Genomic DNA, 13,476 nt, shown 5'->3' with positions numbered 1-13,476 from the left:
TCGATGTCCACCGCGGAGAGTTCGCGCCTTCCGTCGCCGCCGGAGGTCGTCGTGTGGCGAAGCCGACGAGGATGTCCACGCGGTCGGAGATTCGGCGCATGAACCCGTAGGTCAGGTCCGTGCGGGGGCCAGGCGCGGATCGTGGGCACGGCCCGGGACGCCGCCGTAGTGCCGGGCAACAGGTCCGGCACCCCGCAGCGCGGCCGGCGCAGCTGCGTACGTGTACAGCGCCGCGACCTCGGGGCCGTGGGCGCCCACGGCGAGCGGAGAACTGACACTTGGTCGGGATGCGCCAGTTTGCCACCATGGTGCTTGCAGCCGCACGGTCCGTCGGTGCCGTCGACGGGCGAGCGGGACCTGACTGTGCCGGTCTCCGCGACGAGACGCCCAAGGTCCTCGGGTTGGCGCCTCGGCTGATCGGACGGTCGGGCGGTGTGGCGTCGGCCTTGCACGGGCCGGACGACTGCCGACCCGGCCCGCAGGCCGGGGGAAACCGAGGACACCGTGCCCGCCAACCACACGCCCCACCCTGTTCAAGCCCCTCGCATCGCGCCCAGCCCGGCGGCCGCCGGCGCCGTGGACCAGGTCCCGCAGGCCCCCTCCACGGCCCCCTCCACGGGCCCCTCCATCGCTCCCTCCACGGCCACTTCGCCCGCCGGAGACATACCTGCAGGTCAGCCCCGGAGGTCAAGGCCCCGCGACCCGTTCGACAACCCTTAAGGCCCTCTCAACCGTCGATGCGGTGGAGCCGTTCGACGGAATCCGTCCGGCAGATGACGGCTTGTTGGTACTGCGGAGGCGCGAGGTGCCTGGCCAGCGGGCACGATGCGGGCCAGAGAGCCGAGCCGGGCACGCCACTGGTGTGAATTGCGGGCACCGGTCCAGAGCGTATCCAGTGGACGAAGGAGACAGGTGTTGCTGCGAAAGAGTAGATCGCCCGAACGTAACAGCAGCCGATGGGGCCGGGGCCGCCTCGCACTGGCGGTGCTCCTGACCGCCGTCGTGCCTCTGGTGGGGGTGCTACCCGCAGCGGCTACCGATGGAACAGTGTGGACAGCGCTTCCTTCCGCGCCCACCATCCGGAGCGAGCTCGGGGCAGCGACCGCGCCCTGCCCGCCCGGCCAGACCGGTACGTGCGTCTACTCCGTGGGCGGTGTCAACGCCGACGGCCTTGTAGGCGCCGTTGAGTCGTACAACCGGATCACCAACGCCTGGTCAACACTGCGCCCGATGACCACACCAAGATGGGGGCTGGGGACTGCGACCGCGCCCTGTCCGGCGGGGCAGGCCGGTACGTGCATCTACGCCGTGGGCGGCTCCGCAACAGTCTTCAGCGGCGCCGTGGGCACAGTGGAGTCGTACAACCCAGCCACCAATGCCTGGTCAACTGTGACCTCGCTGAACACACCCAGATGGGACGTGACGGCAGCATCAGCGCCCTGCCCACAGGGGCAGACGGGTACCTGTGTCTACGCCGTGGGCGGCATCAACGCCGCTGGCACCACTGTGGCCACGGTGGAGTCGTACAACCCGGCCACCAACGCGTGGAGCCCGGTGACCTCGCTGCCCGCCCCTCGCCGGGCGGCAGCGGCGGCGACCGCTCGCTGCCCACAGGGGCAGACGGGTACCTGTGTCTACGCCGTGGGCGGTGCCACCGCTGGCACCACTGTGGCCACGGTGGAGTCGTACAACCCGGCCACCAACGCGTGGAGCCCAGTGACCTCGCTACCCATGCCACGGGCCAATCTCGCGGCGGTGACCGCCCCCTGTCCGCCGGGGCAGACCGGCAGCTGCGTCTACGGCGTGGGTGGCTCCCCAATGACCGGCACGGGCGCCGTGGGCGCAGCCGAGTCGTTCAATCCTGTGACCAATGCCTGGACGACACTGCCCTCTATGCCTACACCCCGGTCGGCTCTGGCAGCAGCGGCGACCGCATGTCCGCCCGGATTCACGGGCTCCTGCGTCTACGCCGTTGGCGGTGTCAACGCCTCCAACACATCTCTCAGCACGTTCGAAGCACTCGATCCGCCGGGGTCTTCTCACTAAGCGGTCTCGGTGATGTGGGCTGTGGTTCGGGTATGAGACGGGGCAGGGAGAGGCTGCCTCATGCCGAAGATCCTTCGTGTGGAGTTGACATCTGATCAGGAACGCGAGGTGCGTGAGCGGCTGCGGGCACGTGATCTGGCGCCGGGTGCCAGGCTGCGTCTGGAGTGCATACGGCTGATGGGGCGGGGTCTGACCGTGCCTGAGGTCGCTGACCTGCTCGAATGCAACGATGTCACCGTGCGGGGTGCGGTCCGCCGGTTCACGGCCGGGGGGTTCGACGTGCTGGCGGACGCCCCTCGGCCGGGTCGTCCGGCCTCGGTCACACGTGAGGACCGCGAGGCGCTGGCTGCCCTGCTGGACGAGTCCGCCCGGCAGGGCCGGACGTGGACTGCCGCCGCGTTGTGCGACTGGCTGGCCGCCGAGCGGGGGGTGCGGGTCTCGGCGGCCTGGCTGACCGAGTTGCTGCACCGGGACGGGTTCCGGTGGAAACCGACCAGGGACACGCTGCGGCACAAGGCCGACCCCGTCCTCCAGCAGGCCGCCCGGGCCCGGCTGGAGGATTTACGGCTTTACGGCTGGGCGCGAGTACGGGCGTGAGGGACCTGTACTTCCTCGACGAGAGCGGGTTCGCTCCGACCATGCCCACGGGATACACCTGGTCACGGGCAGGGCAGCGGGCCGTCGTGCCGCGCGAGGACAAGAAGGGCCGGCGCGTGAACGTGCTCGGCGCCCTGGCCGTGGGACGGCATGCCGACCTGCTGTGGGAGAAGACCTGCGGGAAGATCGACGCGGTCATGCTGCTGGAGTTCGCGTGCACGAAACCGGCCGGCCTGCCCGGCGGTGCCGCCGCGCTGGAGGAGCCGCCCGCGGGCTTCACACGGGTGCGGCCGTGCACCGTCGTACTGGACAACGCTTCCGCGCACGTCGCCCGGGATCTTCAAGGGGCGCGGGGAGGAACTGGCCGCCATCGGCGTCGAACTCTTCTACCTGCCTCCCCGCAGTCCCGAGCTGAACGACATCGAGCGGGTGTGGCGCTCGGCGAAGTACGAGGACTACCCCGAACGCGTCCACACCACCGCCGAAGCGGTCGGCACCGCAGTCGACCAAGCCCCGAACCGTCAACGCACACGCATCAAAGGATCAGCAACGAACTTCATCAAAGCCGCTTTAGGGCTGCTCCCAGTGGATGCGGCGCAGCCCCAGGTCGTCCAGCAGGTACGTCGCGTCGCCCCGGCGGATCGCATCAGTCGCGGCGATTGCTTCCAGTTCGCCCAGGAGGCGATCGCGGTCTCCCGCGGGCAGCTGCCTTAGCCAGTGCACGATGCGGGGGAAGTCCATGTCCAGGTTGGCGTAATCGAGTGAGACCAGGATCGCGGCACACACGTTCTCGTAGGTCGCTGGCTTCGCGCCCTTGAGAGCTTCCGGCTCTCTCCACTGGCTGGACATGGGAGGCACTATACGTCGCCGGGAGGGGCGACCCTGCCGAGTTCATCCGCTCCTGCCTGTGCTGGCGGAAGGTTGAGCACTTTGCTGCCTTCGCCAGCATTGCCGCAGCCCCCAACCCGTCGTCCGCACAGAAACTGAAGTTCGCCCGGGACGCCGGCGCGGTTCCGCTCTGGGTGAGGTTTGGAACCGGCCTGCTGGAAGACGTCGCAGGAGTTGGCACCATCGACATGAGAGAGGCCGTACGGGCCGCGACCGCATGCTTAGCCCACCGCCCCACCCCAGCCACAAGGGAGACCGACCCGATGAAACAGCGCGTCCGCGCCATCCTGATCACCCCGAACGACACCACCCTCCTGATGAAACGCCTCCGCCCAGGAAGGGCCCCCTACTGGGTGGTCGTCGGAGGCGGCGTCGAAGACACCGACGCCAACCACGAGGCCGCGCTCCTGCGCGAGATCCGCGAGGAGATCGCCGGCGAGGCAGAGATCGTGCGCCCGTTTCACCAGCTGAAGAACGCAACCGGCGAGACCGAATTCTTCTACCTTGCCCGCATCAAGACGTGGAACTTCCACGACCGCAGCGGCCCCGAGTTCCAGCGGGACGACCGCGGCGAGTACCTCCTCGAAGAGATCCCCCTCACTCCCGAGGCCCTCGCCGACGTGAACCTGCTGCCCGAGGAGATCTCCGTCGTTCTGCGCGAGGCCCTTGACCACGGCAATCTGCTCGCCCCGGTGTAGCTACGCCTGCGCTGGCGGCATGGCCCGTGACGGTGAGCCGGCGCGGTTGCTGCGTGCTCGTCCACGGCCGTGAACGGACCGCCGACGACCGGCAGGACCGCCTCTACGGTCCGCAGACCCGGCTGGTGGCTCTGTACACGGGAAGGGAATGGGAGTCGTTTGTCGACGACTTCGGGAGTCGCCTCGCGTGTAGTCGGCATGATCAATGTCGATGAGCTCGGGCGTCACTGGCAGCCCAGCGGGCGTTGTCCGTGCCAGCGCCCAGCTGCCTCGCACGAGCCCGCTACCTGGTTTTGGTCTGAACCGGGTCTTGGCGGGGTCAGCGGGCGAGGGAGACGGCGAACGGCTTGAAGCCCTGTCGGCGCAGGATGTGGGGCACGACCAGGACCATGGCTTCGGTGGCGCGGGCTGTGGTGATGTCGCCGAGGTTCTCGATCCGTTCGGGCTGCCAGCCCAGGTCGCCGAGCAGGCCGATGACGGTCGTCTTCGCGTGTTCGTCGTCGCCCGAGACATAGACGGTCGGTGGGGTGGCCAGGGTTTCGGGAGCGGTCATGACCATGAACAGCATGGTGTTGAGGGTCTTGACCACATGGGTGTCGGGGAGGGCGGCCTGGAGCTTCTCGGCGAGGCTGCTGCCGGGGTAGCACAGGTCTCCGGGCAGGCCGTCACCGGCGTCGCGGGTGGCGTTGGAGACGTCGATGAGGATCTTGCCGGCGAGTTCGGTTCGCAGGCTGGTCAGGCGGTCAAGGGAGCTGTCGCCGGGCGTCGCGTTGATCACGATGTCCGCGGTGCGGGCGGCGGTGCGCTGGTCGGCGAAGGAGACGCGGGGACCTGTGCCTTCGGCAGCCGCTGTGGTCTCTTCCGTCGGGCGCCGGCGGCCGAGGATGACGTGGTGTCCGGCCGCGGAGAACTTGCCGGCGAGGTTGGCGCCGACGCGGCCGGCGCCCAGGATGCCGATGCTTGTCATGAGGTGATGCTCCTTGCGGTATCGGGTGGGAAGAGCGGAGGTGCCCGGTCAGGCGATCGGTGAGAGGACCTTGAGGGCGGCGGCGTGGATGCCGGGGGCGGCGGCCAGGAAGTCGCGGCTGCCCGTGTTCCAGGGTTCGCCTGCCAGATCGGTGACGGTGCCTCCGGCCTCCGAGACCAGTAGGGCACCGGCGACCAGGCCGGAGCGGACGTCGGAGAACTGCCAGAACGCGTCCATGCGTCCGGCGGCGACATGGATGAGCTGCATCGTTGCGGGAACGGACACGCGTACGACCAGGCCGTTGATCAGCATGGCGGTGACGGAGTCACCGATCCGCCGGAAGGTGCGCTCGTCCTCGCCGGGCTTGGCCTGACCGGTGCCGATGAGCGCGGCGCCGAGGTCGGTCTTGGTGGACACCTTCAGGGGCCGGCCGCCCAGGCGGGCGCCGCCGCCGGCGACCGCGGTGTAGGTGTCGCCGGTCAGCGGCAGGTGGACGACGGTGAGCACCGGCCGGTTGTCGCTGACCAGGCTGGCGGTGACGGCCCAGTCCTCCATGCCGTGGACGTGGCTGATGTTGCCCTCGGCGGGGTCGACGACCCACCACTCCCCGGGCGGGAGCGCGCCGCCGGCCAGCTCGTCCTCGGCCCACTGCGACCCCGGCCGGGCCTGCAGCAGCGGTTCCCGCAGTACGTCCAGCACCGCCTCGTCGTTGGCGTGGATCTCGCCGACGACCTCGTCCAGGCTCACGCCCCGGGCGTACGAGGTGTAGCGGTCGCGCAGCGTGACACCGGCGGCCTTCACCGCGGCGGTCACTTCGGACAGGAGCGTCGCGTCGGCGTCGAAAGGCATGGCTGTGCTCATGGTGGGCCCCCTGGGGGATCGGTGGATGCGGGGCGGTTGTCTCGGCCCCCGCACTTCGAAGGTAGGGCGCCCGATCATTAACAACAAGTGCATGCTTGTCACTTGTAGAGTTACTGTCATGCAACTGGATCTGAACCTGCTCACGGCTCTGGACGCACTGCTGGAAGAGGGAAGCGTGGCCGGGGCGGCAGCCCGCCTCCACGTCACTTCACCGGCGATGAGTCGCTCCCTGGGCCGCATCCGCAAGGCAACCGGTGACCAGATCCTGGTCCGCACCGGCCGCAGCATGGTCCCCACCACCCGCGCGCTGGCCATGCGCGCCCAGGTCCACGCCCTCGTGCAGCAGGCCCACCAACTTCTGTCCGCGCAGCAGGAACTCGACCTGGCGGCTCTGGAGCGTGTATTCACCGTGCGCTGGCACGACGCCCTGACCGCCGCTTGCGGCACCGCCCTGATCACCGCCGTCCACCGCCAGGCCCCTGGTGTCCAGCTGCGCCTGCCCGCCGAACCAGGCACGGACACCCCCGAGCTGCGCCGGGGTGAGGTCGACCTCGAATCAAGCGCCAGCGCTCCGACGCTCCCCGACATCCGCCACCGCCTCGTCGGCAGGGACCGGCTGGTCGTTGCCGTCCGCCCAGGCCACCCGCTCACCGAAGGCCCGCTGAGCCTCGAGCGCTACGCGGCCGCCGAACACCTCACCGTTTCGCGGCGCGGCCGCCTGCGCGACCAGATCGATGACGCCCTGACCACCCGCGGCCTCGAACGACGCGTCGCCGCCGCCGGGCCCACCGCCGCCCTCGCTCTGCAACTCGCGCTCGGCACCGACCTGGTCGTCACCCTTCCGGACGCGGTCACCCGCACGGCACGGGACCAGCTCGGCCTGGTCACGCTGCCGCTGCCACTCCAGTTGCCCGACGTCCCCCTGTACCTGCTGTGGCACCAGCGCTATGACGACGACCGTGCCCACACCTGGCTGCGCGAAACGGCCGCCGAAACCGTCCAGGCACTATTCGCACCACCGGCCGCCTCTCAACAGCCCCTTACCAACCGGTCCGGGCAGTGACGGATGCGCCCGGGGAAAGGCCCGCGGCAGTTGACTCCCGTTCTCGTGAACATCACCTATTCGTGCGAGTGTGCGACTCCCGATCTCACGTCGAAACGACGCCGTAAGTCCTTGAGATGTGGTATGGGCTTCGGGGCTTCTGCCTCGACGAGGATGTCGACATGAAAGAGAGCCTGGTGGACCTCGACTTCTCCCGCCTGGACTGAGCAGCCGGCGACCACACGACCGGCGCGCGGGGGAGTGGCGGCCCCGGCCGTACTGCGTCCCGTCCCGGGGACCGGGGCCTGTCCCGCACGCTCCATGCCGGCACGGGCCGCAGCGAGCCTACTGACTTCGGCTTGTCAGGGTGGCGCTGGGGCGTCGAGGGTCAGGCCGGTGCCGGCTATGAAGCCGTCGAGGGTGTCGGGCCGGTATTGAAGGCGTAGCCGGTTGCGGACGAGGGTTTCGAGTCGGTCGAGGGCCATGACGGCGAGGTTGGCCAGGCTGCGCTTGACGTGCGCCCACACGCCCTCGACGGGGTTCAGGTCCGGCGAGTACGCGGGCAGCAGGAACACCGTCAGCCACGCCCGCTCGGCGACGAGGTGTCGCATCCTGCGGGAGACGTGGGTGTTCAGGCGGTCCCAGACCAGCACGATCGGCGCCTTGACCAGGTGGTGGACGCCGTCGACCAGCGCGATGAAGTCCCGCTCGCCCATGCTGGGGCGCTTGCCCTTGCCCGCGGGATGGATGCGCAGGCGGTGGCACAGCCGGGTGCGGGAGCCGGGCCGCAGCGCGAGCAGTCCGGCCACCGACAGGCGCCCCGCGCGGCGGCCGCTGACGGTCACGACCGGCGTGTGACCACGTCGGCCCCAGGTCCGTCCCCGGGGCGATCTGCGGGTGAAGCCTGCCTCGTCCTCGAAGCAGATGTAGCCCCCGCAGGCCGCCCGTGCTCTTTTACCTCCGCCCAGGTCGCCTCCCTCCATGCGGTGACGGCCTGCTCGTCGCGCTCGGCGACCCGCCGTGCGGGCACCTGCGGGGAGAACCCGAGGCGGTGCATCAGCCGATGGCCCCGGAGACGCTGTACGAGACGTGGAACTTTCTGCCGATCAGCGTGGCCACCCGCGCCGCGGTCCACACCTGGTCCTCCACCCAGCCGTGCACCCTCCTCCAGAAACCCCGCCGGCTGCTCCAGGCAGTACGGCGACAGCCGGCACCGCGACCCGCTCGGGCCACGCGAGGCCAGAGCCGCGACTCCGCCGTCGCGCCACAGTTGGTGCCACTGGTAGGCCGACTTCACACTCACCCGCAGGCGCCGCGCGACCTCCCTCGGCTTGATCTTCTGCTTGAACAGCTCAGCCGCCTGCATCCGCACGGTCTCCCGGCGCTGACGTCCCACCGCGGTCAGCCCGCCCCCATCCGCATACCTCACGCACCACGGGGTACAGCCACCGAGCCAAGCCCCTCAGCCACTTCGCAAAGAATCACCCTGACGAGCTGAAGTCAGTAATAGGGAAGCGGCTCCGGACGAGCCGGCGAACTTGGACGTACTGAGCGGGATCCGGTAGCCCCCGGGGCCAGGACCCGGCCGCCGTGCGATTTCGGCCAGACCGTAGTCTTCTGGCCATTCGCACTGGTGGGAGCGGTTACGGATTCATGGAACGCAGGCCTGGGCGCAGAAGGGGCATCTGGGCGATTGTCCTGCGGGTGCTGGGCGTCGCTCTGATCGGCGGACCGATCGCGTTCATGCTGAGCCGGTTCACCGCGGCGCATCAGTCCAGTGACAACATGCTCCCCACGCTCATCCGCGGGGACCTCATCGTGCTGCGCAAGGATTCGTCCGAGGTCCGGCGCGGCGACGTGGTGACGTACGACCCCGGCGAGTGGGAGCTGCAGGGCCCGTTCCTCGGACGCGTGGTGGCGGTGGGGGGCGACCGTATCTCCTACGCGATGGGGACGAGGCCCTGACCCTCAACGGGAAGCCGCTCGACGAGCCGTACGTGAACGACGCCCCCGGGGACGGTGGGGTGTTCTTCGACGTCGTGGTGCCGCAGGGCCGGGTCTTCATCCTGGGTGACAACCGCGGCAACTCCGCGGACTCCCGCTTCCACCCCGAGCACAACGAGGGCACGCTGCCGGTGTCGGCCGTGACCGGGGTAGAGGAGGATCAGGAGAGCCCGATGTCCGTGGGCCTCGGCCTGGCGTTGTTCGCCGGGGTGTGCCTCCTGCCCGTGGGGATCGGGCTGGGGATCGCCGCACTGGTGGTGCGGCGGAGGAAGCCCGTGCCGGCGGGGCCCGTCTGGGGCGCCGTCCACGTTGACCAGCCGTAGTGGACGACGGATGCAGGAGGCCCCGGGAGGCTTTGCCCCCGGGGCCTGTCCGTACGAGGTCTCAGTCCTGGGGCCTCCAGGCGTGGATCTCCAGTCCGGCGATCGGTGTGCCCGGCTCGATGCGGTCGTTGTCGACGAGCCACCGCTGCACGGCCGCGGCGACGTCGCCGCCGGCGGTGTCGACCAGGGCCTTGAACTCCGCGGCGTCGAACCCTGCCTCGCCCGGCCCGGGACCGCCCCGGTTCTCGGCGTAGGCCCGCTCCTCGGGACCGTCCCGGCGCTGGACCACGTTGCGCCGGATACCGGGGGAGTCGGCCCGGCGGGCCACTGGGCCCTGGCTCCCGACCCGGAAGACGACCAGCTCTGACCGTGTCGGACCTGTTGGGTCCACGGGTCCGACACGGGAACGGCGAAGGGCCGGACCGTGGTCGGTCCGGCCCTTCGGGCGCGCTTCGGGTGCGTCAGCCGAGGCGGCCGACGTGGATGACCACGATGGTGACGGTGGCCTCGGTGATCTCGTACAGGACCCGGTAGCGGCCGACGTGCATCCGGCGCAGGTCCGGGGAGCCGTACGCGGTCGTGCCCTCGGGGCGGGGCTGGTCGGCGAGGAGGTCGACGGCGTCCATCAGCTGCCGCAGGCCGTCGGGGTCGTCCTTGAGGAAGAGGGCGGCCGCGTCGATGGCCAGCTCGTCCCAGACGATCGCGTAGGTCACGCGTGCTCCAGGCCGAGCCGGGCGCGGACGTCGTCATGCGGGACGGCCGCGGCGGCGTCGGCGGACTGCCGCTCCCGGTACAGGGCCAGGGCGAGCGCGTCCTCGAGGTCGGCGAGCTCCTGGGGGTTGATGAGCACGGCCGCGGGCTGGCCGTGGTCGGTGATGGTGATGCGTTCCCGGGCGTGGGACGCCCGGCGGACCAGCGAGCCGAACTTCGCCCGCGCTTCGGTGATCGGCAGAGTCTCACTCATGTATAGAACTGTACACTTCCCGCTCCTTCTGTCAGGGGGTCTCGCGGATCGCCCGACCAAGCCCGCAGGAGGCGGGGCCGACACGGGAAGCCCCGGGTCGGGAGCGGTCAGACCTGTTGGACCCAACGGGTCTGACCGCGCCGAGGCCCTGTCAGCCGTGTCCCCGGGCGGCCCTGGGCGGGAACGGACGCGGTGGCGGGAGGTGAGTGCCGGGCCGCGATCAGTTCCTCCAGAAGCGCGAGGACCTCGTCGCGGGCGGCGGCGGCCGCGGTGCCGGCGGGCAGCTGGGCGCTGTGGGAGTCGACGGCCAGGCGCAGCGTCTTGAGCCGGGCGGCCAGGGCGGGCCCGTCGAGCTCGCGGTGCCAGGCGTCCAGCTGTTCGGCGGACGCGGCGTGGGCCAGCTGGGGCCACTCGTCGTTGAGGCACGCCGGCGACCACACGGCGGTGCGCAGCCGCGCCTCGTAGGCCCGGCACCAGGCGTCACCGGCCCGGTCGCGGGCCCGCTCGGCGCGCTGCCGCTCGGGGTAGCGGTCGCCGCGGTAGGTCGCGGCATCGCGTTCCAGGCGCACGAACCTGCTCTCCGCGCTCGTGCGGGAGGCCAGGCCGAGGGAGTCGGCGACCTGGTGCCAGGAGGCCCCGCGTGCCCGGGCGGCCCGGGTGAGGTCGCGCTCCATGGTGTCCAGCGCTGCCCGCGCACCGTGCGGCTGCCGACGGCTACACCGCGCTGAACCCGGTCCGTTTCGTCGACACCCGCGAAGGTCTCGGCGCGGCGCGCGGGCAGGTCCCCGGCCAGGGCACTTTCGGAGTCCAGATCACCGGCCGGAACGGCGTCCCCGCCGGAGCGACCGCCGTGGCGCTCAACGTGACGGTCACCAACCCCCGGGAGGCGGGGCACCTGACGGTCTTCCGACCGGTCAGCCCGCCCCGTCCACCTCCAGTCTGAAGTTCACCGCCGGACAGACCGTCGCCAACTCGGTCATCGTCCCTGTCGGCGCCGACGGAAAGATCAACGTCCGCAACGGGGCCTGGGCCGGGCCGCGGCGCTGCGGCGGCCCCGGAAACCGGACAACGGTCCGCCCGGCATCAGTAGAGTTCGTCTCCCGGTGCTGCTTGTCCCAATACTTCCTGGCATTCGCATTCGTCGAATTTCCATCGATCTGAATGGAACTGTCGAAGTACGAGATGATCTTTCCTGTTGTGCGGTCCCTGACGCTGAACTCGTTGGTCGACGGGTCCCACCGGTAGATCCCCGGGTCGGGGACACCTGCTTCTGTGGCGTGACGGGGGCGTTTGTCTCTTCTTGAATGGTCATGCCATCTCTCCGGATGTGGTCAGGCGTGGTACGCGAATGCCTCATGGCGCTGGAGCCCAACGGGGAGGTCATGGCGTGGGGAGGTGCGCCCGCCGCTATCCGCTGCGTTCCTGTTCCAGAGCAGGGCGGTCGGGGAGGTGCGAGACGGTGGTGCGGGGTGGAGCCGAGGAGGTCTGCTCGGACTTCGGTTTGGGTGGGCGAGGCTGGCCGAGCACGACCGCCAGGAAGATGACGGCCATGCCGACGATCTGGAGGGCGGACAGCGACTGGTCCTTGACGAGGTAGCCCAGCAGGGTCGCCACGACCGGGCTGCCCAGCGCGAGGAAGGAGACCGCCACGGCCGGCAGGCGTTCGATGCCTCGGAACCAGACGATGTAGCTCAGGACCGCGCCCAGGATGATGAGGTAGGCGAACCCGATGACGTTGGAGCCGGTGAGACCGTCGGGAAGGTCTTCCAGCGACAGCCAGAACGGCAGCAGGACCAGACCGCCCGCCGTGAGTTGCCACCCGGTGAACGTGAGCAAGCTGACGCCCTCCGGCCGGCCCCACCGTTTGGTCAGTGCGATGCCCGAGGCCATGCACAGGGCTCCGCCGACTGCGGCGAGGACTCCGATGGTGTCGAGCGCCGTCGCGCCTTTGAAGACGAGCAACACCACGCCCCCGGTGCCCATCGCGCAGGCCAGGGCATGGATGGCTCTGATTCTCTCACCCAGGAAGAGGGCGGCGAGGATCACGACGAGCATGGGCTGTGCCGACATGATCACGGCGGCGATGCCGCCCGGAAGTCGGTAGGCCGCGACGAAGAGCAGGAAGTTGAACGCGCCGATGTTCAGAACGCCCAGCATCAGCGCGCGCCACCACCAGATGCCGACGGGAAGCTTCCGGCTGATGGCCAGCAGGACCAGGCCGCCGGGCAGGGCCCGCATGGTGGTCGCCAGGAGCGGCCGGTCCGGTGGCAGCAACTCGGTGGTCGCCAGGTAAGTGCTGCCCCAGACCGCCGGAGCCAGGCCGGTCAGGGCCGCCGTGAGTACATTCTGTCTGTTCTTCATCCTGCCCCAAATCCCATGGGAATCACGGTGGCTCCCGACGTCCGTCCAGCCGGCTCAGTCGAAGATCGGGTCGCGGTCACGGCCGCGCTTCAGCTCGAAGAAGCCGCCTATGCTCGCCACGGCCAGCACGCCGTCCCAGAGCGTTCCGGCTGCCTCGCCACGGGGGGCGGGGGTGAGCACGGGGCCGAAGAACGCCAGCGGCTTCCCCTCCGGGCCGGGCACGTGGATCACGGGGGTGCCGACCTCGGAACCGACCGGGTCCATCCCGTCGTGGTGCTCGGCCCGCAGCGGCTCGTCCCAGGAGGTGTCCTCCGCGGCCTCGATCAGGTCGGCGGGCAGACCCGCCTCCTTCAGGGCGGCGCGGATCATGTCGTGGCCGAGCCCGGCCTTCTCATGGTGGATCAGACGGCCCATGGCGTTGTAGAGGGGGCGCAGCACCTCGTTGCCGTGCCGCTGCTGTGCCGCGACGCACACGCGCACGCAGGCCCAGCCGTCGATCATGCCCTGGCGGTACTTCTCAGGGACCTCGCGACCCTCGTTGAGGACCGACAGGCTCATGATGTGGAAACGAGTCTCCAGCGGCCGGACCTGCTCCACCTCCAGCATCCAGCGTGAGGTGATCCACGCCCAGGGGCAGCGGGGGTCCACCCAGATGTCGGCGACGGTCGTCTCGGAACGCGGTCGCGTGGTGCTCATGGCGGTCGCTCGTCCTTTCGGTTTCACGG

Annotated in this window: 15 protein-coding genes and 3 pseudogenes; 8 read left to right on the top strand and 10 right to left on the bottom strand. The window is 70.1% G+C overall.

The window, feature by feature from the left end; genetic code table 11:
- Nucleotides 1-825: 825 nt before the first annotated feature.
- From AC068A_RS16555 to AC068A_RS16540, 4 genes and pseudogenes are all read left to right on the top strand, one after another.
- Complete coding sequence (locus AC068A_RS16555) at nt 826-2,046, top strand: Kelch repeat-containing protein (RefSeq protein WP_478585456.1); 1,221 nt, start codon at nt 826-828, stop codon at nt 2,044-2,046.
- Between the two features lie 60 nt (nt 2,047-2,106).
- Complete coding sequence (locus AC068A_RS16550) at nt 2,107-2,643, top strand: helix-turn-helix domain-containing protein (RefSeq protein WP_478585454.1); 537 nt, start codon at nt 2,107-2,109, stop codon at nt 2,641-2,643.
- Nucleotides 2,529-2,975, top strand: a pseudogene (locus AC068A_RS16545) (transposase); the annotation flags it as partial. The gene AC068A_RS16550 and the pseudogene AC068A_RS16545, both read left to right, overlap by 115 nt.
- Nucleotides 2,887-3,087 (top strand): annotated as a pseudogene (locus AC068A_RS16540) (transposase); the annotation flags it as partial. The pseudogenes AC068A_RS16545 and AC068A_RS16540, both read left to right, overlap by 89 nt.
- A gap of 126 nt (nt 3,088-3,213) precedes the next feature.
- On the opposite strand, the gene AC068A_RS16535 reads toward AC068A_RS16540, so the two are convergent.
- Complete coding sequence (locus AC068A_RS16535) at nt 3,214-3,492, bottom strand: hypothetical protein (RefSeq protein ID WP_478585677.1); 279 nt, start codon at nt 3,490-3,492, stop codon at nt 3,214-3,216.
- 302 nt (nt 3,493-3,794) lie between these two features.
- Here AC068A_RS16535 and AC068A_RS16530 point away from each other — a divergent pair, with 302 nt between their 5' ends.
- Nucleotides 3,795-4,229, top strand: a complete 435-nt coding sequence (locus tag AC068A_RS16530; RefSeq protein ID WP_478585452.1) for an NUDIX domain-containing protein — start codon at nt 3,795-3,797, stop codon at nt 4,227-4,229.
- A 319-nt stretch (nt 4,230-4,548) separates the two neighbouring features.
- On the opposite strand, the gene AC068A_RS16525 is transcribed toward AC068A_RS16530, so the two are convergent.
- On the bottom strand, nt 4,549-5,196 hold the full coding sequence (locus AC068A_RS16525; RefSeq protein WP_478585451.1) for an NADPH-dependent F420 reductase: 648 nt from the start codon (nt 5,194-5,196) through the stop codon (nt 4,549-4,551).
- A gap of 48 nt (nt 5,197-5,244) precedes the next feature.
- Entirely contained in the window at nt 5,245-6,057 is an 813-nt protein-coding gene (locus AC068A_RS16520) for an inositol monophosphatase family protein (RefSeq protein WP_478585449.1), read from the bottom strand.
- Between the two features lie 118 nt (nt 6,058-6,175).
- Here AC068A_RS16520 and AC068A_RS16515 point away from each other — a divergent pair, with 118 nt between their 5' ends.
- Nucleotides 6,176-7,120, top strand: coding sequence for a LysR family transcriptional regulator (locus AC068A_RS16515; protein WP_478585448.1), 945 nt, complete (start codon nt 6,176-6,178; stop codon nt 7,118-7,120).
- 341 nt (nt 7,121-7,461) lie between these two features.
- On the opposite strand, the pseudogene AC068A_RS16510 reads toward AC068A_RS16515, so the two are convergent.
- A pseudogene (locus tag AC068A_RS16510) lies at nt 7,462-8,528 on the bottom strand (IS630 family transposase).
- A 224-nt stretch (nt 8,529-8,752) separates the two neighbouring features.
- On the opposite strand from AC068A_RS16510, the gene AC068A_RS16505 reads away from it, so the two are divergent.
- Nucleotides 8,753-9,064, top strand: coding sequence for a S26 family signal peptidase (locus AC068A_RS16505; RefSeq protein ID WP_478585446.1), 312 nt, complete (start codon nt 8,753-8,755; stop codon nt 9,062-9,064).
- A 32-nt stretch (nt 9,065-9,096) separates the two neighbouring features.
- Complete coding sequence (locus tag AC068A_RS16500) at nt 9,097-9,426, top strand: S26 family signal peptidase (RefSeq protein ID WP_478585444.1); 330 nt, start codon at nt 9,097-9,099, stop codon at nt 9,424-9,426.
- 61 nt (nt 9,427-9,487) lie between these two features.
- Here the strand turns inward: AC068A_RS16500 and AC068A_RS16495 are convergent, their stop codons facing one another.
- The 6 genes from AC068A_RS16495 to AC068A_RS16470 all read right to left on the bottom strand — a co-directional run bounded on the left by AC068A_RS16495 (nt 9,488) and on the right by AC068A_RS16470 (nt 13,447).
- Entirely contained in the window at nt 9,488-9,754 is a 267-nt protein-coding gene (locus AC068A_RS16495; protein WP_478585443.1) for a hypothetical protein, read from the bottom strand.
- A 133-nt stretch (nt 9,755-9,887) separates the two neighbouring features.
- Entirely contained in the window at nt 9,888-10,139 is a 252-nt protein-coding gene (locus AC068A_RS16490; protein WP_478585441.1) for a type II toxin-antitoxin system RelE family toxin, read from the bottom strand.
- Nucleotides 10,136-10,390, bottom strand: coding sequence for a type II toxin-antitoxin system Phd/YefM family antitoxin (locus tag AC068A_RS16485; RefSeq protein ID WP_478585439.1), 255 nt, complete (start codon nt 10,388-10,390; stop codon nt 10,136-10,138). Before AC068A_RS16485 ends, AC068A_RS16490 begins: the two co-directional genes overlap by 4 nt.
- A gap of 107 nt (nt 10,391-10,497) precedes the next feature.
- Nucleotides 10,498-11,064, bottom strand: coding sequence for a hypothetical protein (locus AC068A_RS16480; RefSeq protein ID WP_478585437.1), 567 nt, complete (start codon nt 11,062-11,064; stop codon nt 10,498-10,500).
- Between the two features lie 733 nt (nt 11,065-11,797).
- Nucleotides 11,798-12,751, bottom strand: coding sequence for an EamA family transporter (locus AC068A_RS16475; RefSeq protein WP_478585435.1), 954 nt, complete (start codon nt 12,749-12,751; stop codon nt 11,798-11,800).
- Between the two features lie 54 nt (nt 12,752-12,805).
- The gene (locus tag AC068A_RS16470) at nt 12,806-13,447 is read right to left on the bottom strand and encodes a mycothiol-dependent nitroreductase Rv2466c family protein (protein WP_478585433.1); all 642 of its coding nucleotides are present in this window, start codon (nt 13,445-13,447) and stop codon (nt 12,806-12,808) included.
- Nucleotides 13,448-13,476 lie beyond the last annotated feature (29 nt).

This window comes from Streptomyces sp. NPDC043854 (assembly GCF_056436005.1).
The sequence above is the reverse complement of the archived record's forward strand: the minus strand, read 5'-3'. Positions and strand labels throughout refer to the sequence as shown.